The sequence below is a fragment of the Micromonospora sp. DT47 genome (assembly GCF_049844475.1).
GTDB lineage: Bacteria > Actinomycetota > Actinomycetes > Mycobacteriales > Micromonosporaceae > Micromonospora.
In genome coordinates this window covers 47,997-71,488 of sequence record NZ_JBNCLC010000023.1, presented here as the reverse complement: position 1 = coordinate 71,488, position 23,492 = coordinate 47,997, and the positions used below count along the sequence as shown (strand labels likewise).

The following is a 23,492-nucleotide window of genomic DNA, read 5'->3' as shown; positions in this document are numbered from 1 at the left end:
GTGAAACAGGAAGCCCAGCGGGCGACCGCTGGAATCCCGGCATTTCGAGGTCGGGAGGAGGTCAAGGCTTCACCAGCGATTCATACGTGTCGGGCCGGCGGTCGCGGTAGAACGCCCACAGGTCACGGACCTCGGCCAGCTTGTCCATGTCCAGGTCGCGGACGACGATCTCCTCCTCGGAGTCCGACGCGGCGTCGCCCACCAACTGCCCCCGTGGGTCGACGAAGTAGGACTGGCCGTAGAAGTCGTTGTCGCCCAACGGTTCCACGCCGACCCGGTTGATCGCGCCGACGTAGTACTCGTTGGCGACCGCGGCGGCGGGCTGCTCGAGCCGCCACAGATACTCCGACAGGCCGCGGCTCGTGGCGGAGGGGTTGAACACGATCCTCGCGCCGGCCAGCCCCAGTGCGCGCCAGCCTTCGGGGAAGTGCCGCTCGTAGCAGATGTAGACGCCGATGCGGCCGACGGCGGTGTCGAACACCGGGTAGCCGAGGTTACCGGGCTTGAAGTAGAACTTCTCCCAGAAGCCCTTCACCTGCGGGATGTGGTTCTTGCGGTGCTTGCCGAGGTAGGTGCCGTCGGCGTCGATCACCGCGGCGGTGTTGAAGTAGATGCCCGGCTGTTCCTGCTCGTACATCGGCACGATCAGGACCACGCCGAGCTGCTCGGCGACCTCGCGCATCAGCGCGGTCGTCGGCCCGTCCGGGATCGCCTCGGTGTACGAGTAGTAGTCGGCGTCCTGCACCTGGCAGAAGTACGGGCCGTAGAACAGCTCCTGCAGGCAGACGACCTGCGCGCCCTGCGATGCGGCGCTGCGGATGGCCTCGATCGCGTTGGCGATCATGGAGTCCTTGTCGCCGGTCCATTTCTGCTGCACCAGCCCGGCTCGGATGATGTTGCTCATCTGTTCTCCCCCTTCGCGTGGGCGGTGCGCGGTAGCGACAGCGCCAGGTACACGAGGAACGCGCCGACGAGACCGACCACCCAGCTGTAGTCGTAGAGCGGCCTGAGCAACGGGATGAGCCCGCCCTCCGGGAACGGCCCCTTGCCGGGTGCGGAGTAGGCGCCGCCCACCGCGAGGATCGCGCCGACGAGGGTGGCGACGATCGCGGCCCAGTTCCAGCCGCCGGAGAACCAGTACCGGCCCTCGGGGCGGTAGAGGGCGGGCAATTGGAGGCTGGTGCGGTTGCGGACCCAGTATCCGGCGATGAGTACGCCGGCGACCGCGCCGAGCAGGCCGCCGTAGAACCCGAGCCAGACGAAGATGTAGATGTTGGGGTCCTGCACCAGGCGCCACGGCTGGATCAGGATGCCGAGTACGCCGGTTATCAGGCCTCCGGTCCGGAAGCTGACCAGTCGGGGCGCCGCGTTGGAGAAGTCGTACGCCGGGCTGACCGTGTTCGCCGCGACGTTCACCGACAGCGTGGCGACCACGACCGTGAACAGACCGAGCGCGACGACCAGCGGGTTGTCGAACTTGGCGGCCAGCTGGATGGGGTCCCAGATCGCCTCGCCGTAGATCACGGCCGTGCCCGAGGTGATCACGATGGACAGGATGGCGAAGAAGGACATTGTGGTGGGTAGCCCGAGGATCTGCCCGTACGCCTGCTGCCGCTGGCTGCCGCCGAACCGGGTGAAGTCGGGGATGTTCAGCGAGAGGGTGGCCCAGAACGCGATCATCGCCATCAGTGATGGCGCGAACAGCTTCCAGAAGTCCACGCCCCAGCCCAGCTTCGACGGCTGGGACAGGATCGGGCCGAGCCCGCCCGCCTTGACCATCACCCAGATCAGCAGGGCGACGGCGACCACGATGACGAACGGCGCGGCCCAGTTCTCGAAGCGACGCAGCGTGTCCATGCCCCGCCAGATGATCGCCATCTCGATCGCCCAGAACAGGAAGAACGACGCCCACAGCGTCCACGGGTAGTCCATGATCTGCGCCGCGTTCACCCACCCGGAGCCCAGCAGCTTGCCCGTGATGGCGTAGATCGCCTCGCCACCGATCCAGGTCTGGATGCCGAACCAGCCGCACGCGATGAAGGCGCGCAGCAGGGCCGCGAGGTTGGCGCCGCGCACTCCGTAGAACGCTCGGGCGAAGACCGGGAACGGGATGCCGTACTTCGTGCCCGCGTGGCTGTTCAACAGCATCGGGATCAGGACGAGCAGATTGCCCAGCGTGATCGTGAGGAACGCCTGCGCCCAGTTCATGCCGATCTGGATGAGGCCGGCGGCGAGCAGATAGGTGGGGATGTTGTGCGCCATGCCGATCCACAGCGCCGCGAAGTTGTACGTGGTCCAGGTGCGCTTCTCGATCGGCACCGGGGCGAGCTCTTCGTTGAAGTACGGGCTGTCGGCGATCGTGGAGAAGTCCCGCAACTCGACTCGGCCATCCGGATGGGTGATCTGCGTGCCCGGCTCGACCGCGGTGGTTTCGGCGGGGGGCAGGGGTTCAACGGCCATCGGTCACCTCCCTGTTACGCTGCTGCAACACTGGCCGACCAACCGGTTCACGCGCTCCTGGTGGGGCGGTTCAGCTCGATCTTTATCTCGGAATGGTGGGTGTCACGGACCCGCCACGGGCAGTGGCAAAGTGTCCACGCTTGCCATGATCAGGGCACACTGTGTCCACGGCATGCCCGCACCGACCTGTCAATCGGCGCGATGGATGGATTCAGGCCGCATACCGGGTCCTTGGCACGTCACGCGTCGTCGAGGTCGTGCACCAGGAGCGCGACGTACAGCGACAGCATCGACTCCGGATCCTCCAGCGACACCCCGAGCACCTGCGCGATCCGCGACAACTGCTGGTAGTAGGCCGTACGCGACAGGTGCGCGGCGGCGGCCGCCGCCGACTTGTTCCCGCCCTGCTCGCAGAAGCAGCGCAGCAACTCCACGAGCCGGCTGCGCTGGTGGGCGTCCCGCGCCAACAGCGGACCCAACTCGCGGTCCGCGAATGCGCGGACCCGCTCGTCCTCCCGCAACAGATGCAGAAGGCCGCGCAGGCGCACATTGTCCAGCTTGTGGTAGAGCTGTGTGCCGGGGGAGCGTAGGGCCGCCCCCGCCACGTGGGCGGCCTCGCCCAGGCTGCGGCGCACCTCGGCAACGTGTGACACCGTGGTACCGACCGCCACCAGCACCGGACCGGCCGCAGAGCGGTGCACCTCTCGGGCCAACCGGCGCAGTACCGCGTCGACCCCGGCCTGCGCGGGCAGGGACAACAGCGTGCGAACACTCGTGTCGTCCACGACGCCCACCAGGGCGGGCACGGCCACCCGCCGCGCGGCCAACGCGGTCACCTCCGCGAGGTCTCGCAACACCTCCTGCGTGGCCAGCGCAGGGGCGCGCGGCGTCACGGTCCCGGGCCGGATCGCCACCCCGACCAGCTGCCGCCGCTCGAGGCCGACGCCCAGCGCGGCGGCCCGGGCGGCCAGATCCGGGGGCGGTACCGCCTGACCGAGCAGTTGCGCGAGCAACATGCGGTGCGTCTGCCGCTCCAGACTCTCTCGATCACGCGCCACGAGCCGATGCACCGCCAGCGCCGACGCGGCCCGCTCCGCGACCACCACGTGCCGATGGGGCGGAGGATCCGGCGAGAGTAGGACCAGGCGCCCCCAGTCGGCGCCCTGCGCGCCGACCATCGTGACCAACCAGCCGGATTCCTCGTCGTGGGCTGTCCGCTCGGGCGCGGCCACGGACCGGGACCGCTGACCCCAGTCGGCCAGCAGCTCGGTGGGATCCTGCCCGGCCGCGTCGTACGCGAGCACGTCATGCCCCAGCGTCTCCAGCACGACCGGCAGTCCGGAAATCCTGGCCACCTCGCGCAGCACCTCGGCCGGCTCCGCCCCGGCCACGGTGAGCGAAGTGAACGTCTCGTGCACCTGCTCGGCCGCCCGCAGCTCGGCGAGCTGCGCGTCGACGATCAGCGCCACCACCGCCTCGGTGACAGACACGAACCGCGTCTCCTGCGCGAGCGTGATCAGTGGGAGTCGGTGCCGGTCGGCCGCTGTCACGAGCGCCTCTGGTATCTGGTCACTCCACCGCCGGACCAACTCGATGACCAGTCCCGCCGCGCGGACCGCGGCCAGGTCGTCGACGTACCTGGTGAGCGCCGCCGCCTCGTCCGGCAGCGCGATTCCGGTGGTCAGCACCAGCTCTCCGCCACGCAGCAGGTGCGCGATGTCGGCGACCTCCGCCACGTGGACCCAGCGGACCCGGCCCTGCATGCCGGCCGATCCGGCCACTACCTGCGGCTTCGCGCGCCGGATCACCGGCAGTGCGACGGCTTCTGCGACGGAGGGGTACATCGCGGCCTTCCCTGGGGCGAAATTGCACACAACGTAATGCCATTGCGCCCAGAGCGGCACAGGTTGTGCATAGCGGTTGGACAACGATTGCCGCCACACTCGCCATAGCGACGAGATACGGAGGACGCGATGGCGCACCGCGAGCTGCTGGCCAGACACCGGTCCGTGATGCCGAACTGGCTGGCGCTGTACTACGAGCAGCCGATCGAGATCGCCAGCGCGCACGGTCGCCGGGTGACCGATCGCGAGGGGCGCACCTACCTCGACTTCTTCGCCGGCATCCTCACCAACGCAATCGGCTACGACGTGGCCGAGATCAGCGATGCGATCCGCTCGCAGCTCGACACCGGCGTGCTGCACTCCTCCACGCTGTACCTGATCAAGTCGCAGGTCGAGCTGGCGGAGAAGATCGCGCAACTGTCCGGCATCCCGGACGCCAAGGTGTTCTTCACCAACTCGGGCACCGAGGCGAACGAGACCGCGCTGATGCTCGCCACCCAGAACCGCCGGAGCGAGCAGGTGCTCGCACTGCGCAACTCCTACCACGGCCGCGCATTCGCCACCGTCGCGATCACCGGCATCCGCGGCTGGTCGGCCAGCGCGCTCAGCCCGATCAAGGTGAGCTGGGTGCACGGCGGCTACCGCTACCGCAGCGCGTTCCGGGATCTGTCCGACGCGGACTACATCAAGGCCTGCGTCGCCGACCTTCGCGAAGTCATCGAAACGACGACGGCGGGAGACGTGGCGTGCATGATCGTTGAGCCGATCCAAGGGGTCGGTGGCTTCGCCACCCCGCCGGACGGGTTGTTCGGTGAGTTCAAGAAGGTGCTCGACGAGTACGGCATCCTCCTCGTCTCCGACGAGGTGCAGACCGGCTGGGGCCGCACCGGCGAGCACTTCTGGGGTATCCAGGCACACGACGTCGTGCCCGATGCGATCACCTTTGCCAAGGGCCTGGGCAACGGTCTCGCGATCGGGGGCGTGGTCGCGCGGGCTGACCTCATGGACTCCCTGCGGGCCAACTCCATCTCCACCTTCGGTGGCAACCCGGTCGCCACCACCGGCGCTCTGGCGTCGCTGAACTATCTGCTGGAGCACGACCTCCAGGCCAACGCCGCGAAGCTGGGCAGCCGCCTGCTCGACGGTCTGCGCTCGGTCGCCGCAGCGCATCCCGTGGTCGGCGACGTCCGCGGCAAGGGCCTGATGATCGCGCTGGAGTTCGTCCGACCCGACGGCGCGCCCAACCCGGCGGCCGCCGCCGCGCTGCTCGAGGAAACACGGGAACGGGGGTTGCTCGTCGGCAAGGGCGGCCTGTACGGCAACGTCATCCGCTTGGCGCCGCCGATGACGCTGACCCAGGCCGAGGCGGATGAGGCGCTCGAGATCCTCACCCAGTCGATCGAGGCCGTGGCCAAGGAGGCGCAGGAGCTATGAGGACCACGCACCGGATCGGCGGCAAGCCATGGAACGGTGTCGCCGGGCGTACCGGTGACATCTACGACCCCGCAACCGGCCAGGTTTCCGGACAGGTCGACTTCGCGACCGCCTCGGTCGTCGATGAGGCGGTCGCCGCCGCCGGCGAGGCGTTCTCCCGATGGCGTACCGCATCCCTCGCCCAGCGGACGAGCGTGATGTTCTCATTCCGGGAACTGCTCAACGCCCGCCGGTCCGACCTCGCCGAGATCGTCACCGCCGAGCACGGCAAGGTGCGGTCCGACGCGGCGGGGGAGATCCAGCGCGGGTTGGAAGCCGTCGAGTTCGCCTGCGGGATCCCGCAACTGCTGAAGGGCGGGTTCAGCGAGAACGCCTCGACCCAGGTGGACGTGTACTCCATCCGGCAGCCGCTCGGCGTGGTCGGGGTGATCTCCCCCTTCAACTTCCCGGCCATGGTGCCGCTGTGGTTTGTGCCGAACGCTATCGCGTGCGGCAACACAGTGGTGCTCAAGCCGAGCGAGAAGGACCCGTCCGCGTCGAACTTCCTGGCGGAGCTGTTCGCGGAGGCAGGGCTACCGGACGGTGTCCTCAACGTCGTGCACGGCGACAAGGAGGCGGTCGACCGGATTCTCGAGCATCCCAGCGTCAAGGCCATCTCGTTCGTCGGCTCCACCCCGGTCGCCCGCTACGTCTACCAGACGGGCACCCAGCACGGGAAGCGGGTGCAGGCGCTCGGCGGCGCGAAGAACCACATGGTCGTACTGCCCGACGCCGACCTCGACCTCGCAGCCGACGCGGCCGTCTCGGCTGGCTTCGGCTCGTCGGGTGAACGCTGCATGGCCATCTCCGTCGTGGTGGCCGTCGACCCGGTCGGTGACGAGCTGGTCGGCAAGATCAGCGAGCGGATCGCCGCACTACATGTCGGTGACGGCCGTCGCCCGGGCTGCGAGATGGGACCGCTGGTCACCGGTGCTCACCGCGACCGGGTGATGTCATACCTGGACGCGGGTCGGTCCGCCGGGGCGCAGCTGGTGGTCGACGGGCGGAGCCACCCGATCGACGGTGAGCCAGCCGGCTTCTGGCTCGGGCCGACCCTCTTCGACCACGTCGGCACCGAGATGTCCATATACACCGACGAGATCTTCGGACCGGTGCTGTCGGTGCTGCGGGTGCCCAGCTACGACGCCGCCGTCGAACTGGTCAACGCCAACCGGTACGGCAACGGCACGGCAATCTTCACCAACGACGGCGGCGCAGCCCGCCGGTACCAGAATGAGATCGAGATCGGCATGGTCGGGGTGAACGTCCCGATCCCGGTCCCGGTGTCGTACTACTCCTTCGGCGGCTGGAAGGACTCACTGTTCGGTGACGCTCACGCGTACGGGCCGGAGGGGGTGAACTTCTTCGTCAGATCCAAGGTGGTCACCAGCCGGTGGCTCGACCCGTCCCACGGTGGAGTGAACCTCGGCTTCCCACAGAACCGTTGAGCGCCGATGTGTTGTGGGATCGGCGGACGGTCCCAGGTCACATGGGCAGCGCAACCAGCGGCCGGGAGCTGGGTGCAGTCGACGGAAAACCGGAGCGATCGGGCGGGGCGCGGACCAATCGGTCCGCACCCCGCCCGATCGTGGCGGCCGGAGCGCACCGCCCCGGCCAGTGGTGATCACGGGTTGGTGATGCTCAGCGAGTAGCTGCCCGAACCGCTGTAGGCGTAGACGTCGTAGCGGTAGTACCCCGCTGTACCTGAGTAGCTGAGTGTCTCGTCGGGGCCTGCGGTGTAGGAGCCGGCCACGTCCACCCAGGTGTAGCCGTTCCACTTCTGGAGGTACAGGTCGAAGTCAGCGCCGGTCGGCCCGTCGAGGCAGGCGCGGTGGGTCCCCGACACCGACGAGTAGTAGTAGCTCCCGTTCGGCTGGTACTGGCTGTTGCCCTGCGAGACGGAGCCGGCGTAGGTCGCTTCGTAGCCGGTGCAGCCGGTCGGTGGCGGGTTGCCGCCGCCGCTGCCGGTGCGCAGCGTCAGGCCGTACGCCGACAGGATCTCGTTGACTGGCTGGAAGTAGGTGGTCCCGCCGGAGGTGCAGTTGCCCGAGCCGCCGGAGGTCACACCCTGCGCCTGCTGGCCGGAGAGCCACGAGCCGCCCGAGTCGCCCGGTTCCGCGCAGACGTTGGTCCGGGTCAGGCCGGTGACCGTGCCCTGCGCGTAGTTGACCGTCTGGTTCTTGGCCTGCACGCTGCCGCAGTGCCAGCCCGTGGTCGAACCTGAGCGACAGATCGCCGCGCCGACCGCAGCCTCGGCGGAGCCGGCCACGGTGACGTTGCCACCGGAGTAGTTGTTCACCCACGGCTGCGGCGTCCAGTTCGAGTTGGTGGCGACCCAGGCGTAGTCGTTGCCCGGGAACGAGGACCCCTGGAAGGTCCCCTGGGAGACCTGGTTGTAGCCCTGGGTGGCGGTGCCGGTGGTGCCGCAGTGCCCGGCCGTGACGAACCCGCCGGTCACCGAGAATCCAACCGAGCAGCGTCCGCCGCCCATGTAGAAGGCGTCCCCGCCACGTACGTCGTAGAAGGTGCGCGGCGCCTCGGTGGTGGCGACCACGCGGACCGCGGCGGCGTCCACCCGGCTCGCCCTGATGAATGCGGCGGCCACACTCGCGTCCCCGCGGCTGAGCACCACGAGGCTGTTGGTCCGCACGTCGACGTACCAGCCCGGGACTGACGCGGCGGGTGCCTTCGCGGCATGGCGGTCCAACGTCGACTTGATCCGGTCGAGCTCGGCGGCGCTGCGGCCGACGACCTTCGCCTGGGCGCCCGCAGCCCGGACCCGGGCGGCCGCGGCCTCGCGGGTGACCGCCACGACGAGGGCGCCAGTGTCGGCGGTCAACCACCCGCCGGCGTACGCGGAGCCGAGTGACCGGCGCAGGGCGGCATCCGCACGGCTGCCTTTCTCATCCCGCGCGGTGCGGATCCGGGCCTGGTCGGCGGTCAGGCCGAGATCACGTTGCATCGCGACGAGCATCTCTGACGGCGCCGCATCGGCTCCCGTCGGGACGCTCGCGGCTGGGGCATCCGGGGTCGCGACGGCTGGTGATACCGCGACCGTGAGGGCGCCGACGGGCAGCAGGATAGCTGCTGCCGCAGCGGCGAGGCTTCGTTTCATCCGTTGCCTCCTTGGGGCGGCCGGGCGCGACGCCGGGTTCGGCGTGCGCCGCGGGCAGGAGCGGGGAGACTCCGGTGCCACGGCTGCCGATGGCCGTTGGCCTTGCGTCGGCCTGGATCGGGCAGGACAGGGTCAACCTATGCGCGTCTGATCGACGGCGCTATATATCACCTGGCTCATAGCGTTGGCGATCCGAGTAGCGAACCGGTGGCAGAGCGTGGTGGCGGGTCGCGGCAACGGCGTGGACGATGTCGGTTGTCGCGCCGGAGCAGCGCGGAACCGGATACCGTGCCAGCGTGGAGGTTGGATTCGCCCCGCCGGTCTCCGGCTCGTGGGCCACCCCGGAGAACATGATCCACGTCGCCCGCCGTGCCGAGCAGCTCGGGTACCACTCGCTGTGGACATTCCAGCGCCTGCTGGTGCCCGCCGACCTCGGCTGGAGCGAGGCCTATCACAGCGTTCAGGACCCGCTGACCACGCTGGCCTTTCTCGCGGCCCACACCACGCGGATCCGGCTCGGGGTGGCTGTGCTCAACCTGCCGTTCCTCTCACCGGTGGTGTTGGCGAAGCAGACCGCTACTCTCGACATCCTCTCCGCCGGACGGCTGGACGTCGGACTCGGTCTGGGCTGGTCGGATGAGGAGTATCAGGCGACCGGCGCGAGCAGGCACCGGCGGGGCCCGCGGGCCACGGAGTTCCTCGCCGTCCTTCGCACCCTCTGGCGGGATGACGTCGCAGAGCATCGCGGCGAGTTCTACCAGGTCCCGCCGACCCGGATGGAACCCAAGCCGGTGCAGCGACCGCACCCGCCGATCCTGCTCGGCGGCCACGCCCCCGAGGCGCTGCGCCGGGCGGGTCGGCTCGCCGACGGCTGGGTCAGTGGCAGTCAAGCCGACCTGGAGAACATCGGCGAGGCGGTCGCGACGGTCAAGGCCGCCGCGGCGGACGCCGGCCGCGACCCGGCCTCGTTACGGTTCGTCTGCCGGGGCGCCGTTCGGGTACGCCAAGCCGGCCCGGTGGACCGCGAGCCGCTCACCGGCACCCTCGATCAGATCCGGTCGGACTTCGGCAGACTCGCCGCGGCCGGCATCACCGAGCTGTTCGTGGACCTCAACTTCGACCCGGAGATCGGCGCACCCCGGGTGGACCCGCACGTGTCAATGCGACGGGCCGATGAGGTCCTCGATGCCCTCGCCCCAACCCGCTGACGCGCTGGGCCGCGCGGTGCTCCTCGGCGGTCACCCGGCCGGCTCCGCCACGCCGTCGGCGGCTGACCACCCCGACCAGTGGGTCACCGCGACGGCGATGACCGGCCCGCCAGGTGGGCGCTTCACGTACTGCGGATACTTGACGGCCAGTGCCGCGCGGGCCGCGGCGTCCTCCGCCCGGTCCTCGACCAGCCGGCCATGCCCGTCCAGCCGAACCCACCACAGCTTCGACCAGTCTTCGTCGTACTCGTCGATGAGCAGGCAGGCTTGTCCCGTCGCCTGGATGTTCTCCAGCCGGCGCAGCCGCCGGTGGCGCTTGGGCTTCTCGTCGACGGCGTGATAGACGACGTCGCCGAGCAGGACGAAGCACACCGGCACCAGATGCGGACCACCGTCCGAGCCGACGGTGGCCAGCCGGGCTACCCGGGCCGACCGGACCCGATGCCGGAGTTCGTTGGCGGGCACAGGCCCGACCGTAGTGGAGCCCCCCGGGGAATACCGGCATCCTCCACAACCTGAAGCCGAGCAGCGCCCCGGCGGTACCGCCGGCGGCCGGCCCCGAGGCTCCGGTCGCGGTGTCAGCCGCCGCCCCGCCCGCCGGGGCTGTGCCGGGCGGCGGCGGACACCGGCCGTCACCTCGGTGGCGGGGGGAGCGACGGCTCCGGGCTCCGCGACGGCTCCAGGCTCCGCGACGGGCTCGGCTTGGGCGATCGCGTCGGCGTCCGCGTCGGCTTCCCGGTCGGGCTCGCGGTGACGCACGGCCCCGGGTCACAGGTCGGCCGGGTCACGGTCGGCGTCGGCTGCGCGGTGGTCGGCTTCGGCGTCGCCGCAGCGGTGGGCGACGGTGTGTCGTCCGGGAACTTCGGCTCCCGGAACCGGTACTTGTCCGGGTCGAGTTTGAGCGCGGCCGTGGCCTGTTCCATGAACTGCCGCCAGATCGGCCCGGGGCCGGTGGCCCCATAGACCTCGTAGCTGCCGTCGGAGGTCTTCAGCGGCTTGCCGTCGGTGGTGCCGAGCCAGACCGCGGCGGCGATTGCCCCCGTGTAGCCGACCATCCAGGTGTGGACGTTCTGGGTGGTGCTCGTGCCGGCCTGCCAGGTGCCGGTCTTGCCGGCGGAGTCCCAGCCGTTGTCCAGCTTGGCCGCCTTCACCCGGCGCAGCGTCCAGTTGAGCTGGTCGATCGCCTCCTGGTCGAGCCCGACGTCGGCCTGTACCAGTTGTTCGTCGAGGACGTGCTCGTCGCCCTTGGTCACCGAGCGGACGAAGTGCGCGTCGGCCCGCTTCCCGCCGGCCGCGAAGGTCGCCATCCCGTTGGCGTGGTCCTGCACGGTGATGCCGTACTGGCCGATGCCGACCTCGGTGGAGAAGTGCCGCGCCGTCTCCTGGCCGGGGTGGCCGCGCAGCTCGATCCGCTTCGGCTGCGGGTTGCCCTTCTGGTTGGCCCACATCGAGTCGACCCCGGCCCGGGTGGCCATGTCGATCACCTTGGCCGTGCCGACCTGCTCGGTGAGCGCGAAGTAGGTGACGTTGAGCGAGGCGACGGTGGCCTCCCACAGCGCGCAGTCCGGCTGGCACGGTGCGTGCTCGGCGTTGCGGATCGGACCAGCGGGGCTGTCCTTCGTCCGGCCGGATGCGGGGAACTCCTTGGTCTCCGGGGAGTCGAAGTGCTGCTTCACCGAGATCTTCTCCTGTACCGCCGTGGCCAGGTCGTACACCTTGAACGACGACCCCGGCGGGTGCTGGCCGAAGCCGCGGGCCTCGCCGTTCTCGTCGTTGTACCAACCGGCGTAGTCGGCACCGGAGCCGTCGTTGCCGCCGTGGTAGCCGAGCACCCGGCCGGTGCCGGGTTCCACCGCCACGAGCGCGGCCTGCCAGTTCTTCGGCTGCCCGCGGACCGCCTCGGGGGCGGTGTCGCGCCGGATGTCGGCGGCCGCCGCGGCGGCGTCCTGGACCCGTTTGTCGATGGTCGTGACGATCTTGAAACCGCCATTGCGCAGGTAGTCGACGGGTTTGTCCTTGAACGGCTCGTTCTGCCGCAGCTCGCTGAGTACGTGGTTGACCACCAGGCCGGTGGGCCGGTCGAGACCGGACTGGCGGGCGGTGGGGTCGATCGGCTTCACCGTGTCCGGGTACGCCAGGTTGGCCGCCTCGTCCGCCGACAGGTAGCCCAGCTTCACCATGCCGTCGCGGATGTAGTTCCACCGGTCGATCGAGTTCTGCCGGGCCGTCGCGTTGCGCCGTGGGTCGTAGCCGGGGTGGCCCTCGGGATCGTCCGGGTCGGCCTCCGGCTGCTTCACCATGGCGCAGAGCACCATCGCCTCCGCCGTGGTCAGTTGGTTGGCCGCCGGCGCGTCGCGGCGCACCGTCTTGCCGAAGTACGCCTGCGCGGCCGCCTCGATACCGTACGCGCCCCGCCCGAACGGCACCGTGTTCAGGTAGAAGCCGAGGATTTCCTCCTTGCTGTACTTGTCGTCGAGCTTCCACGCGATGACCGCCTCGCGGAGCTTGCGCGAGTACGAGACGCCCTTGAGGTCGGCGGCCACCCGGGCGTACTGCTGGGTGATCGTCGACGCACCCTGGCGCTGGCCGCCGGTGACGTTGGACCAGGCGGCGCGCAGCACGCCGGTGAAGTCGATGCCCTCGTTGGTCCAGAACGTGCGGTCCTCGGTCGCCACGATCGCCTGCTTGGCGGAGTCGTTCATCTGGTCGTAGGGCACGATCGTGCGGTTCTCCGCGCCCAGCTTCGCCATCGGCGTGCGGCCGTCGGCGAAGTAGACCGTGGTCGATTCCGGCAGCTTCAGGTCGGTGGGCGTGGGCACGCTGTCGATGTAGTAGGTACCGGCCGTGAGACCGGTGCCGGCGAGCAGCGCGAGCACGGCCAGGACGATCAGGATGCGCCGGCGCCGAGGTTTTCGCCCCGCTGGGGCGACGGTTGATCCGGGTACGCCGGCAGCGCTGTCATTGTCAACGGTAGGAGACACCCGTGCCCGGTACCCTCCCGGCGGCCCGCCGAACCGTGGCCGCGCACGGGCGTCGTTGACCCGCGATTTGAACGGGGTCATCGACGCCTCCCTCTCCTCCAACGCCGATGACGAACACGATCCTGAAGGCGCGACCATCGCGTTCGAGCGGGAACAGGTCGCCGCGCTGCTGGCCAGCGCGCGACGACACCTCGCGGAGCTGGATGCCGCGCTGGAACGACTGGACGCGGGCACGTACGGCAGGTGTGAGCGATGCGGCCTTCCGATCCCAGCGGAACGGCTTGCGGTTCGGCCGTCCGCGCGTACCTGCGCCAGCTGAGACGGATCACCTTCACCCTCTCCACCTTCGGGGAATGTGACCTCGATGTCCAGGCCGCCCTCGGGTCGGGACCGCGCGGTTAGGGTGGCGCCGTGCGCGCGCGGTGGCGCGGACAATCGCCGGGCCCGAGGCCGCGGCACTGCCCCTAAGGTGGGGGAGACATGGGGAGGTGGGGATTGGTGGACGCGGGCCCTGCCATGCGCTGGTTGCAGCTCACCGCGCCCCGCGGCGGGCCGGAAGACCTGTCCCTGCTGGTCGCCCGAGCCGCACCGGCGATCGGCGCCACCGAGATCGTGATCTATCTCGCCGACTACACGCAGTCCCGCCTCGTGCCGCTGCTCGGCGCCGGTCTCGTCCGGGACGAGCTGCCGATCGAGACCACCCTCGCCGGCCGGGCGTTCACCAGCCTCGACGTGCAGCGCGCGGCCGACGGCCCGGACCGGATCTGGGTTCCGTTGCTCGTCGGGTGTGAACGGATCGGTGTGCTGGAAATCGTCCTGCCGGCGGCGGGTGATCGGGCCAAGGAGGGGCCCGCGCGGGAGCTGGCGGTCAGTGTCGCCCAGCTCCTGGTGAACCGCCGGCCCTACGGTGACGTCGTCGAGCGGCTGCGGCGGCGCCTTCCGATGCAGGTCGCCGCCGAGATCGTGTGGGGACTGCTGCCGCCGCTGACCTTCGCGACCGACGACCTGCTGATTACCGCCATCCTCGAACCGTGTTACGACGTCGGTGGGGACATCTTCGACTACGCACTGAACGGCAACGTGCTCAGCGTCGGGCTCTTTGACACCTGCGGGCATGGCATCAAGGCGAGCACGCTGGCATCACTGGTGGTCAGCAGTTACCGCAACGCGCGCCGCTGCGGGCTCGACCTGGTCGACACGGCGAGCAGCATCGACAAGTGGGTGCGGTCCGAGCATCCGCACTTCTTCGCGACCGCGATGCTCGCCGAGCTGGACCGCGCGACCGGCCGACTGCGGATGATCAACGCCGGTCACCCCGGCGCGTTGCTGCTGCGCGACGGCAAGGCGATCCGGGAACTGCCGGGGCCGACCGCGCTGCCACTCGGCCTCGGTCACTTTTCGGCACGCCGCCCCCAGGTGTACGAGGAGGACCTGCACCCGGGGGACCGCATCCTCGCCTACACCGACGGCATCACCGATGCCCGCGGCGCCGGCGGCGATCGGTTCGGGGTGGACCGGCTCGTCGACTTCGTCAACCGCGCGCTCAACGACCAGTTGCCCACCCCCGAGACGATGCGCCGCCTCGTGCGCGCCGTCGTCGAGTACCAGGATGACGAGCTCGACGACGACGCCACGGCGGTGTTCCTCGAGTGGCGCCCGCCGCGCAGCCCGCTCGCTCACCTCCGCGACCTCGCCGCGACCGGCCCCTAAGCCGAACACCGCATCGTGACCCCTACGGCATCCGTCGGTCCGGTCGGCCGTCAGCAATCGCATCCCCGCCACGCCCGGCGACCAGGCGGACCAGCCGGCGGAACCGGGCTGGCTGCAGGCCGGTGAACGGGAAGGTCCACTCGGCGCGCTCTGCCGAGCTCACCGGCCAGCGAAATGAACAGGTGTCCCGCTACGGCGCGCCGAGGGTGTCCGAGCGGCTGGACACCAGGCCGTGGCCGTCTGCCAGCGGTGAGTTGGCCGCGCGGCGGCGGTCCTGTTTCACACGATAAAGGCGCTGGTCAGCCACCTGCATCAGAGTCTCAAGCGTGTCGCCGTCGTGCGGAGCGGTGGCCGAGCCGATGCTGACGGCGGCGTGCTGGCGAACCGCCGCGTCGATTCGGGCCACCATCGTCCGCGTGGTGGCCTCGTCAGTGTCGACCAGGACGACGACGAACTCGTCACCGCCGACACGTGCGATGGCATCCTCGGCCCGCAGCATCTCTCGCGCCGTCGCCACCGTCCGCTGCAGCAGTTTGTCGCCGGCGGCATGGCCGAGGCGGTCGTTGACGAGCTTGAAGTCGTCGAGATCCAGGCAGAGCATGGACGGGCCGGGGCGATCGCCGTCCTTGAAGAGCTGTGTGGCGAACTCCGCCAGGCCGCGCCGGTTCAGGGCGCCGGTGAGCGGGTCCAGCGCCGCGAGAATGGTCGGCCACGTGGACCACGGCCGGCATCGAAGGCGTGGTCGCGAAACGCCTCGACAGCCGCTACGAGCCGGGCCGGCTCGGCATCCACATCGGCAGCGCCGCGGCCTGGCAACGTGCCTCCAACGGTGACTGGGCGGCATACGCCGCCCAGATCAGCAGGCGGCCGAACCACCACCCGAGTGGCGACCCCCGATAGGTTCTGGTCTCTTCGACCGCCACACGTCCGCATGAACGGCGGCGCGGTGAGATGCATGTAAAGCCGTCCTGGGACAGAGGAGCGCGGCCGACAGCACTCGAGGTCCACCAGGGCCGCCACGAGCCGGCGGGTGACCAGCAGCAGCATCACCGCTGCGGCGACAGAGCCGGCGACGGGATCTCCTGATCGTTCCCATATTCGTTTGCCCGGCCCACGGTCCGCTGATGGACTGGGCGGGCCACTGCAACCGATCGGAGAGGAAGAGAGATGCGCGCAGCGTTCATGTCCGACCGTCTGGGAATGACCACCTACCCGAGGGACATGATGCTCCGTGAAGACCTTGAACGTCGGGATCCTGGCGCATGTTGACGCCGGGAAGACCAGCCTGACCGAACGCCTGCTGCACGCCGTCGGCCTCATCGACGAGATCGGCAGCGTGGACGACGGCACCACCCGGACCGACTCGATGGCCCTGGAGCGGCAACGCGGCATCACCATCCGCTCCGCCGTCGTCTCCTTCGTCGTCGACGATGTCACGGTCAACCTCATCGACACACCCGGCCACCCGGACTTCATCGCCGAGGTGGAACGGGTTCTCGGCCTGCTCGACGGTGCGGTGCTCGTCGTCTCCGCCGTCGAGGGCGTGCAGGCGCAGACCCGGGTACTGATGCGGACGCTGCAACGCCTGCGCCTGCCCACCCTCATCTTCGTCAACAAGATTGACCGGGGTGGCGCCGACCCCGACCGGGTGCTGCGCGACATCGCCGCCCGGCTCTCCCCGGCGGTGGTGTCGACCGGGGCCGTCCACGCGCCCGGCACGGCGGCAGCCCGCTGCGTCCCGTACCCAGACACCGACCCGGACTTCGCCCGACGGCTGCGCGACCTGCTCACCGCGCACGACGATGCGCTGCTGACCGAGTACGTCGAGGACGAGCGGCGGCTGACCGGCCGGCGGCTGCGGACCGCGCTCGCCGCCCAGAGCCGGCAGGCCCTAGTGCACCCGGTGTTCGGCGGCTCCGCGATCACCGGTGCCGGGGTGGCGCCCCTGATCGCCGGGCTGACCGAGCTGCTGCCCGTGCGGGGGCAGCAGGTCGACGCCCCGGCCGCCGGCATGGTCTTCAAGCTGGAGCGGGGCCGGTCCGGCGAGAAGGTCGCCTACGTCCGGATGTTCGGCGGCACCGTCCGGCTGCGGGACCGGCTGCCCGTCGGGCCCAGCCGGATCGCCACCGTCACCGGGATCGAGATCTTCGACCGCGGCCGCACCGTACGCGCCGACGCCGTCACCGCCGGCCGCATCGCCCTGCTCCGCGGCCTGGGGGACGTCCGGATCGGTGACCCGGTCGGAGCGTCGCCGGCGGGCCCGACCGGCGACCGCCATTTCGCCCCGCCGAGCCTGGAAACCGTCGTCGTCCCCGCGCGGGCGGCGGAACAGGGCGCCCTGCACGCCGCGCTCAGCCAGCTCGCCGAGGAGGACCCGTTGATCAACGTGCGACAGGACCCGAACCGGCGGGAGATCTCCGTGTCGCTCTACGGGGAGGTGCAGAAGGAGGTCATCCAGGCGCTGCTCGCCGACGGGTACGGCCTGGCGGTCGACTTCCGTGAGACCACCACCGTCTGCGTCGAACGCCTGGTCGGCAACGGCGCGGCGGTCGAGGTGATCGGCGTGTCGCCCAATCCGTTCCTGGCCACCGTCGGGCTGCGCGTCGCACCCGGGCCGACCGGCAGCGGAGTCGGCTTCCGGCTCGGCGTCGAACTCGGCTCGATGCCGCCGGCCTTCTTCACCGCGGTCGAGGAGACCGTCCGCGAGACGCTGCGCCAGGGACCGCACGGCTGGCAGGTCGTCGACTGCGTGGTGACGATGACCCACGCCGGGTACTGGGCCCGCCAGAGTCACTCCCACGGCACGTTCGACAAGAGCATGTCCAGTACCGCCGGGGACTTCCGCAACCTGACGCCGCTGGTGCTGATGGCGGCGCTGACGCGGGCCGGCAGCCGGGTGGAGGAGCCGATGCACCGGTTCCGCCTGGAGGTGCCCGACGACGTCCTCGGCGTGGTGCTGCCCGTGCTGTCCCGGCTGGACGCGGTGCCTCGCGCGACCGCGTCACACGGTTCGTCGTACGTGGTCGAGGGGTACGTCCCGGCGGGGCGGGTGCACGCCGTGGAGCGGCGGTTGCCCGCCCTGACCCGCGGCGAGGCGATCTTCGAGACGGCCTTCGACCACCACCGCCCGGTCCGCGGCGAACCGCCCACCCGCGTCCGCTGGGACCACGACCCCACCGACCGCAAGGAGTACCTGGCGGCCGTAGCCCGTTGAAGAGCAGACCGCCGCGAAGCAGCAGGCGGTCGTCGGCAATCTGATCTGACGCGGTGACCACGCCCGCGGCGCCCGGGCGGTGCGGGACGGGAGGTGTACCGGCGGCGAGGACGGGTAAGGCCGGCTGTCCGACCCGTCCCGCGCCCGTAGCCACGGGTGCGCCCGGGCCGCGTCCGCAGCTCAGGGGGGTGCCACCCGTGCCGCCGGCGATTCCGAACGCGTCGCCCGCCCAGCTCCGCCGACCGGGTCGCCGCGACGTGCCGTCGCGGCGACCGCACGGTCGATGAGCCGGGTCCGCAACCTCCGCGTCCGACCCGACCTGCTCTACGTGGCGACCGGCTGGAGCACGCTGGTCACCGACGTGCGGGGCCGTATCACCGGAGCGGACCCGCAGGGCTTCTTCGCCCGCAACACCCGGGTGCTCAGCGCCGAACGGGTTGCCGTCGACGGCCGGGAGCCGGTCCCGTTCAGCACGGCGAACGTGCAGGGACACGCCCAACTCTCGTACGCCGAGATCAGCGACGGGGAGACGCTGCCCTCCCGTGCCGCCTACCTGCTGACCGAACGGTTCGTCGGCGAAGGGCTGCGTACCAGACACACCGTGGTCAGCTTCGCCCAGCAGCGGCTGACCCTGCGGTTGGCGATCCGCCTCGCCGCCGACTTCGCCGACACCGGCGAGGCCGAGACGGGCCGCCGCGTGCAGGTCGGCGCCGTCGACGCGAGCTGGAACCCGGGCGACCAGGAACTACGCCTGACCTACCTGCGCGACGACCTCGACCGGGCGGTGGCGATCCGGGTACGGGCCGACGCACCCGTCCGGTACGCGGACGGCGTGCTCACGATCGGGTTCGGGCTGCCGCCGGGCGGAAGCAGCCGGGTGGACCTCATCGTCGAGCCGATCTTCGATGGAGATCGCCTACCCGCGCCACCGGCGACCTTCGCCGAGCCCGACGACACCGCGGGTGTCGCCCGGGCCCGGCTGACCCACGAACTCACCCGGCTGGGCAGCACCAACTTCGACGTCACGGCGGCCTGGCGGTGCGCCATGGACGACCTCGCCCTGCTGCCGCTCGGTGAACCGTCCGGGCCGACGGCGCCGATGGCGGGGCTTCCCATCTACCAGGAGATCTTCGGCCGGGACACGATGACCGCGTCGTGGCAGGCCCTGCTCGCCGGACCGACCATGCTGGCCGACAGCCTCCGGCTCAACGCCCACCACCTCGGGCAGCGCATCGACGACTGGCGGGACGAGGAACCCGGCAAGCCGCTGCACGAGGCCCGCCAAGGCCCGGTGTCCGTGCTCGGGCTCGACCCGTACACCGGCTACTACGGCGACTGGTCGACCGCGCCGGACTTCCTGGTCTTCCTCGGCCAGTACTTCGCCTGGACCGGAGACCTGGACACCGTGCGGGACCTGCTGCCGACGGCACGTCGCGCCCTGGACTGGATCGAACGGTACGGCGATCCCGACGGGGACGGCTTCCTGGAGTACCACTGCCGCTCCCGGGCGGGCCTGAAGAATCAGGGGTGGAAGGACTCGGACACCGCCATCGTCGACGAGCACGGGACGGTCGTGCCGAACCCGATCGCGACCAGCGAGCTGCAGGCGTACTGGTACGCCGCGCTGCGGCACGCCGCCGTGGTGCTCACCGCGACCGGCCACCCGGCCACGGGCGCCGCCCTCCTGGCCCGGGCCCACCGGTTGCGCCGTCGTTTCCACCGCGCCTACTGGCTTCCCGGCCGTGGCTGCTATGCGATGGCGCTCGGGCCGGACAAGCGGCCGGTCCGGTCGGTCAACTCCAACGACGGCCACCTGCTCGCCACCGGGATCGTGCCGCCCCGGGTCGCCCCCGTGGTGGCCCGCCGGCTGCTCGCGCCGGACATGTTCAGCGGCTGGGGTGTGCGTACCCTCTCCGCCGTGCACCCGGCATACAACCCCTTCAGCTACCACCGGGGCAGCGTCTGGCCAGTGGAGGCGGGCACGATCGGCCTCGGCCTGGCCCGGTACGGCTGCTGGGAACACCTGCACCAACTGGCCGAGGGGATGTTCGCCGCGGCAGCGCTCTTCGAGGAACACCGCCTGCCCGAGGTGCTCAGCGGTCTGCCGCGCGACGACGCCCACCCGCACCCCGGCGTCTATCCGAACTCCTGCTCCCCGCAGGCATGGTCCGCCAGCTCCATCATCGCGCTGGTGCAGGCGCTGCTGGCGCTGCGCCCGGCCGCACCGCTGCGGACCATCTTCGTGGATCCACACCTGCCCGAGTGGCTGCCGGACCTCCGGCTGGAGGGTGTGCAGGTCGGTGGCGCCACCGTCGACCTCACCGTCCGACGCCGGCGTGGCGGCCGGACCACGGTCCGCGCGCGTGGTGACCGGATCGCGGTGGTCCGCCGCCCCACGCTGCAGGCCATGTCCACCCGCCGTCACCGGTCCTGACCCGCCGGTCGGCCCTGCCGCGCCACCTGCCCGGATGGCGGCCCCACGGTAGGAGGTGTAACAGCGCCGGGACAGGGAACCCGCCGCCCGCCTGGGGGGAGACAGGGAGGGCTTGCCATGGAAAGCCGAGCCAAGGCCATGGGCCACGGGATCCACCCCATCATGATCGTGTTTCCGCTGGGACTGCTCGCCACCTCGGTGATCTTCGACGTCCTGTACCTGATCACCGACCGGGCGGGCTTTCAGATCTCCGCGGCGTACACGATCGGGGTCGGCGTCATCGGCGGCCTCGTCGCCGCGGTGTTCGGCCTGATCGACTGGCGGGCCATCCCCGCCGGTACGCGCGCCAAGCGGGTCGGTGCGGTGCACGGTGTCGGCAACGTCGTGGTCGTGCTGCTGTTCGCGGTGAGCTGGCTGCTGCGGCGGGCCGCGGACAACTGGGACCCGAACGCCCTCGCCCTGATCTGCAGCTTCGCGGGCATCATCCTGGTCGGGGTGACCGGGTGGCTCGGCGGCGAACTGGTCGAGCGGCTCGGCATCAGCGTCAGTGAGAACGCGGGCGTCAACGCGCCGAGTTCGCTGTCGCGCCGGTCCACCGGTCGGCCCCGCACCCGCGGCGTCTGACCCGCCGTCCGCGGGTCAGCCAGGGGCGCGCCGGGCGCGGCGTCATGACGGTGTGGTCAGGCCGGGCCGGGCTCCGTGGTTCGCTCCTGTTCCCACATGGCCTTCATCTCGTCAAAAGCCTGCTCCATGATCTGCACCATGGCGTGCCTGGCCCGTTCGCCGTCGTGCCGCTGGATCGCCTGCGCCACGTCGGCGTGCAGTTGCAGGGCCTGCTCGTCGGGGTAGTGCGGCATCAGGTGGTAGTGGTGCCGGCCGGTGAGCACCTCGGCGACGATCTGCTGCAGCTTGACGAACATCTCGTTGCCGGAGGCGAGCAGCACCCGCCGGTGGAACTCTATGTCCAGGTTGAGGAAGCGCTCCCCGTCGCCGGCCTTGCCGGCGGCCCACATCTTGGCGGCGAGCCCGACGAGGTCGCTCGCCTCATCGTGATCGACCCGGTGGGCGGCCAGCCAGGCGGCGTGTGGCTCCACGGCGGTACGTAGCTCGGTGATCGAGCGCATCTGCGCCATCCGCCCGGCCGAGGCGAGCCGCCAGCGGATCACCTGCGGATCGAAGACGTTCCAGTGGTCCGCCGGGCGGATCATCACCCCGACCCGGCGACGGGTCTCGACGAATCCCATGGACGCGAGCACCCGCAGGACCTCGCGAATCACGGAGCGGGACACGGCGTACCGGTCGACGAGGTCGTCGATGTTGAGCACGCTTCCCGCCGCGACCTCGCCACCGCAGATGGCGGTGCCGAGGTGGTCGAGGACGCGTGCGTGCAGCCCGGCCTCGGCAGGGGCCTGCTGGGCGGCTGCGGCCTCTGGAGAGGACTGATCCACGCGTCGGAGCATATCAGTTGAAGATCAGGTCTTGAATAAGTCGGCTTTTTAGCCCTAACATCCGGGCGATAAACAGACGTTACAACGGTGTGGCGCTCTTCCCCCCGAGGTGGCGGCCACGACAGAAGGAGAGATGGACGTGCGACGTCGATCGATAATCGGCACTTCTCTGGCCGTGGTTGTCGCCATGGGCCTGTCCGCCTGCGGCGACGGTGGCGACGACAGCGGCGCTTCCAAGACCGTCCGCGTGACCCTGGCCAACCACGTGTGGACCGACAACATCAAGAAGGCCCTGCCTGAGTTCGAGAAGGAGACCGGCCTGAAGGTCGAGATCACCCAGCTCGGCGAGGACCAGCTCTCCGACCAGTACAACGTCAAGCTGAACGCGGGCTCCAGCGACATCGACGTGATGATGTACCGCCCCCTGCAGGAGGGGAAGCTGTTCGCCAAGAACAAGTACCTCGCCGACCTGTCCGACGAGGTCAAATCCAACAAGGACTGGGACTTCAGCGACTTCCAGGCAGGGCCGGTGGAGGCTACCTCGTACGAGGGCAAGTCGGTCGGTGTCCCGATCATCACCGAGCAGGAGGTCCTCTACTACCGCAAGGACCTGCTGGCCAAGGCCGGCCTGACCGCCCCGCCGAAGACCCTCGACGAGCTCAAGGCGGCCGCCACCAAGATCAAGGCCGCCGACCCGGGTGTCGCGGGCTTCGTGGCCCGTACCGGCAAGTCGCCGGCCGTCACCCAGTTCTCCAGCTTCCTCTACAGCTTCGGCGGTGACTTCGTCGACGGCAGCGGCAAGGCCACCGTCAACACCGAGGCGGCCAAGCAGGCGTACGCCTTCTACGGCGGCCTCATCCGGGACAACGGCCCGGCGAACGTCAGCACCGACATGAGCTGGCCCGAGGCGATGGCCATCTTCACCCAGGGCAAGGCGGCGTTCTACACCGAGGCCAACTCGCTCTACAAGAACGCCACCGACCCGGCCAAGTCGAAGGTCTCCGACACCGTCGGCTTCGCGCCGTTCCCGGCCGGCCCCGCCGGTTCGAAGCCCTACAACATCCCCTCCTGGGCGCTGGGCATCAACGACAGCTCCAAGAACCAGGGCAACGCCTGGAAGTTCGTCGAGTGGGCGACCGGTAAGGAGCAGACGCTCGCGCAGCAGAAGTCCGGCGTGCCCAGCGCGCGTACCTCGGTCTGGGCCAACCCGGAGGGCACCGCGACCTACCCGAAGGACCTCGTGGAGGCCATCGCGGCGAGCACCAAGGCGGGCGTGGGTCACGACCGCCCGCTGGTGAACAAGGTCGCCCAGGCCCGGGAGATCGTCGGCCAGCCGATCGTCGACGCCATCGCCGGCAAGGACGCGGCGGCCGCGGCCGACACCGCCAACGCGGCGTTCCAGAAGTTCCTGGACGACGAGGCCAAGTAAGCCGAGCGCGGGGTGGCGGGCCGTCCGGCGCCGCCACCCCCGCCCGCCCCCCCCCCCCCCCCGCCCCCCCCGCAGGACACCCTGCAGCTGGCCTCCGCGTCCCTGGTTACGCACTCGTGGGCTCGGAGATGAGTCGAAGAGACCGCCGAGGGTCCGTGTGTGGACTGCTTCCGTAC

Annotated in this window: 18 protein-coding genes and 1 pseudogene; 10 read left to right on the top strand and 9 right to left on the bottom strand. The window is 70.3% G+C overall.

The genetic code is table 11. The annotated features are described in order from the left end of the window. Window positions 1–61 precede the first annotated feature (61 nt). The 3 genes from ACLQ2U_RS26475 to ACLQ2U_RS26465 all read right to left on the bottom strand — a co-directional run bounded on the left by ACLQ2U_RS26475 (window position 62) and on the right by ACLQ2U_RS26465 (window position 4,304). Complete coding sequence (locus ACLQ2U_RS26475; RefSeq protein ID WP_425753634.1) at window positions 62–904, bottom strand: nitrilase-related carbon-nitrogen hydrolase; 843 nt, start codon at window positions 902–904, stop codon at window positions 62–64. Continuing rightward, window positions 901–2,460 (bottom strand): NCS1 family nucleobase:cation symporter-1, encoded by a 1,560-nt coding sequence (locus ACLQ2U_RS26470; RefSeq protein ID WP_425753633.1) that lies wholly within the window; start codon window positions 2,458–2,460, stop codon window positions 901–903. The genes ACLQ2U_RS26475 and ACLQ2U_RS26470 overlap by 4 nt, the downstream gene beginning before the upstream one ends. Before the next feature lie 239 nt (window positions 2,461–2,699). Beyond that, the gene (locus ACLQ2U_RS26465) at window positions 2,700–4,304 is read right to left on the bottom strand and encodes a PucR family transcriptional regulator (RefSeq protein ID WP_425753632.1); all 1,605 of its coding nucleotides are present in this window, start codon (window positions 4,302–4,304) and stop codon (window positions 2,700–2,702) included. A 129-nt stretch (window positions 4,305–4,433) separates the two neighbouring features. Here ACLQ2U_RS26465 and ACLQ2U_RS26460 point away from each other — a divergent pair, with 129 nt between their 5' ends. Both ACLQ2U_RS26460 and ACLQ2U_RS26455 read left to right on the top strand, forming a co-directional pair. Next, window positions 4,434–5,738: an aspartate aminotransferase family protein gene (locus ACLQ2U_RS26460; protein ID WP_425753631.1), complete on the top strand. Its 1,305-nt coding sequence runs from the start codon at window positions 4,434–4,436 to the stop codon at window positions 5,736–5,738. After that, the gene (locus tag ACLQ2U_RS26455; RefSeq protein ID WP_425753630.1) at window positions 5,735–7,225 is read left to right on the top strand and encodes a CoA-acylating methylmalonate-semialdehyde dehydrogenase; all 1,491 of its coding nucleotides are present in this window, start codon (window positions 5,735–5,737) and stop codon (window positions 7,223–7,225) included. The genes ACLQ2U_RS26460 and ACLQ2U_RS26455 overlap by 4 nt, the downstream gene beginning before the upstream one ends. A 176-nt stretch (window positions 7,226–7,401) precedes the next feature. Here ACLQ2U_RS26455 and ACLQ2U_RS26450 read toward each other — a convergent pair whose 3' ends face one another. Further along, complete coding sequence (locus ACLQ2U_RS26450) at window positions 7,402–8,739, bottom strand: S1 family peptidase (protein WP_425753629.1); 1,338 nt, start codon at window positions 8,737–8,739, stop codon at window positions 7,402–7,404. Window positions 8,740–9,188: 449 nt separating this feature from the next. Between ACLQ2U_RS26450 and ACLQ2U_RS26445 the strand changes: the two genes are divergently transcribed. Next, window positions 9,189–10,100, top strand: a complete 912-nt coding sequence (locus tag ACLQ2U_RS26445) for a TIGR03619 family F420-dependent LLM class oxidoreductase (RefSeq protein WP_425753628.1) — start codon at window positions 9,189–9,191, stop codon at window positions 10,098–10,100. A 30-nt stretch (window positions 10,101–10,130) separates the two neighbouring features. Here the strand turns inward: ACLQ2U_RS26445 and ACLQ2U_RS26440 are convergent, their stop codons facing one another. Both ACLQ2U_RS26440 and ACLQ2U_RS26435 read right to left on the bottom strand, forming a co-directional pair. After that, a complete protein-coding gene (locus ACLQ2U_RS26440) occupies window positions 10,131–10,565 on the bottom strand; it encodes a TIGR03668 family PPOX class F420-dependent oxidoreductase (protein ID WP_425753627.1) in 435 nt (144 codons plus the stop codon). A 167-nt stretch (window positions 10,566–10,732) separates the two neighbouring features. Then, complete coding sequence (locus ACLQ2U_RS26435) at window positions 10,733–12,976, bottom strand: transglycosylase domain-containing protein (protein ID WP_425753626.1); 2,244 nt, start codon at window positions 12,974–12,976, stop codon at window positions 10,733–10,735. 160 nt (window positions 12,977–13,136) lie between these two features. Here ACLQ2U_RS26435 and ACLQ2U_RS26430 point away from each other — a divergent pair, with 160 nt between their 5' ends. Both ACLQ2U_RS26430 and ACLQ2U_RS26425 read left to right on the top strand, forming a co-directional pair. Further along, window positions 13,137–13,400: a TraR/DksA family transcriptional regulator gene (locus ACLQ2U_RS26430; RefSeq protein ID WP_425753625.1), complete on the top strand. Its 264-nt coding sequence runs from the start codon at window positions 13,137–13,139 to the stop codon at window positions 13,398–13,400. A 179-nt stretch (window positions 13,401–13,579) separates the two neighbouring features. Then, window positions 13,580–14,791 carry a PP2C family protein-serine/threonine phosphatase gene (locus ACLQ2U_RS26425; RefSeq protein WP_425753624.1) on the top strand — a complete coding sequence of 404 codons (1,212 nt, stop codon included), beginning with the start codon at window positions 13,580–13,582 and terminating at the stop codon, window positions 14,789–14,791. 31 nt (window positions 14,792–14,822) lie between these two features. On the opposite strand, the pseudogene ACLQ2U_RS26420 reads toward ACLQ2U_RS26425, so the two are convergent. Then, window positions 14,823–14,954: pseudogene (locus ACLQ2U_RS26420) on the bottom strand (IS5/IS1182 family transposase); the annotation flags it as partial. A gap of 27 nt (window positions 14,955–14,981) precedes the next feature. Continuing rightward, window positions 14,982–15,482 carry a GGDEF domain-containing protein gene (locus ACLQ2U_RS26415; RefSeq protein ID WP_425753663.1) on the bottom strand — a complete coding sequence of 167 codons (501 nt, stop codon included), beginning with the start codon at window positions 15,480–15,482 and terminating at the stop codon, window positions 14,982–14,984. A gap of 47 nt (window positions 15,483–15,529) precedes the next feature. Between ACLQ2U_RS26415 and ACLQ2U_RS26410 the strand changes: the two genes are divergently transcribed. From ACLQ2U_RS26410 to ACLQ2U_RS26395, 4 genes are all read left to right on the top strand, one after another. Then, window positions 15,530–15,691, top strand: coding sequence for a hypothetical protein (locus ACLQ2U_RS26410; protein WP_425753666.1), 162 nt, complete (start codon window positions 15,530–15,532; stop codon window positions 15,689–15,691). A gap of 331 nt (window positions 15,692–16,022) precedes the next feature. Beyond that, on the top strand, window positions 16,023–18,005 hold the full coding sequence (locus ACLQ2U_RS26405; protein ID WP_425753623.1) for a GTP-binding protein: 1,983 nt from the start codon (window positions 16,023–16,025) through the stop codon (window positions 18,003–18,005). A 283-nt stretch (window positions 18,006–18,288) separates the two neighbouring features. After that, complete coding sequence (locus tag ACLQ2U_RS26400) at window positions 18,289–20,439, top strand: glycogen debranching N-terminal domain-containing protein (protein WP_425753622.1); 2,151 nt, start codon at window positions 18,289–18,291, stop codon at window positions 20,437–20,439. Window positions 20,440–20,556: 117 nt separating this feature from the next. Next, entirely contained in the window at window positions 20,557–21,063 is a 507-nt protein-coding gene (locus ACLQ2U_RS26395; protein ID WP_425753621.1) for a DUF2231 domain-containing protein, read from the top strand. 56 nt (window positions 21,064–21,119) lie between these two features. Here the strand turns inward: ACLQ2U_RS26395 and ACLQ2U_RS26390 are convergent, their stop codons facing one another. Then, on the bottom strand, window positions 21,120–21,887 hold the full coding sequence (locus ACLQ2U_RS26390; RefSeq protein WP_425753620.1) for a FadR/GntR family transcriptional regulator: 768 nt from the start codon (window positions 21,885–21,887) through the stop codon (window positions 21,120–21,122). 139 nt (window positions 21,888–22,026) lie between these two features. On the opposite strand from ACLQ2U_RS26390, the gene ACLQ2U_RS26385 reads away from it, so the two are divergent. After that, a complete protein-coding gene (locus ACLQ2U_RS26385) occupies window positions 22,027–23,316 on the top strand; it encodes an ABC transporter substrate-binding protein (protein ID WP_425753619.1) in 1,290 nt (429 codons plus the stop codon). The last annotated feature ends 176 nt before the right edge of the window (window positions 23,317–23,492 follow it).

Excerpts from the sequence above, each read along its gene's own strand:
- ACLQ2U_RS26475 (WP_425753634.1), bottom strand. The coding sequence starts at position 904 with ATGAGCAACATCATCCGAGCCGGGCTGGTGCAGCAGAAATGGACCGGC.
- ACLQ2U_RS26470 (WP_425753633.1), bottom strand. The coding sequence starts at position 2,460 with ATGGCCGTTGAACCCCTGCCCCCCGCCGAAACCACCGCGGTCGAGCCG.
- ACLQ2U_RS26465 (WP_425753632.1), bottom strand. The coding sequence starts at position 4,304 with ATGTACCCCTCCGTCGCAGAAGCCGTCGCACTGCCGGTGATCCGGCGC.
- ACLQ2U_RS26460 (WP_425753631.1), top strand. The coding sequence starts at position 4,434 with ATGGCGCACCGCGAGCTGCTGGCCAGACACCGGTCCGTGATGCCGAAC.
- ACLQ2U_RS26455 (WP_425753630.1), top strand. The coding sequence starts at position 5,735 with ATGAGGACCACGCACCGGATCGGCGGCAAGCCATGGAACGGTGTCGCC.
- ACLQ2U_RS26450 (WP_425753629.1), bottom strand. The coding sequence starts at position 8,739 with ATGCAACGTGATCTCGGCCTGACCGCCGACCAGGCCCGGATCCGCACC.
- ACLQ2U_RS26400 (WP_425753622.1), top strand. The coding sequence starts at position 18,289 with ATGAGCCGGGTCCGCAACCTCCGCGTCCGACCCGACCTGCTCTACGTG.
- ACLQ2U_RS26395 (WP_425753621.1), top strand. The coding sequence starts at position 20,557 with ATGGAAAGCCGAGCCAAGGCCATGGGCCACGGGATCCACCCCATCATG.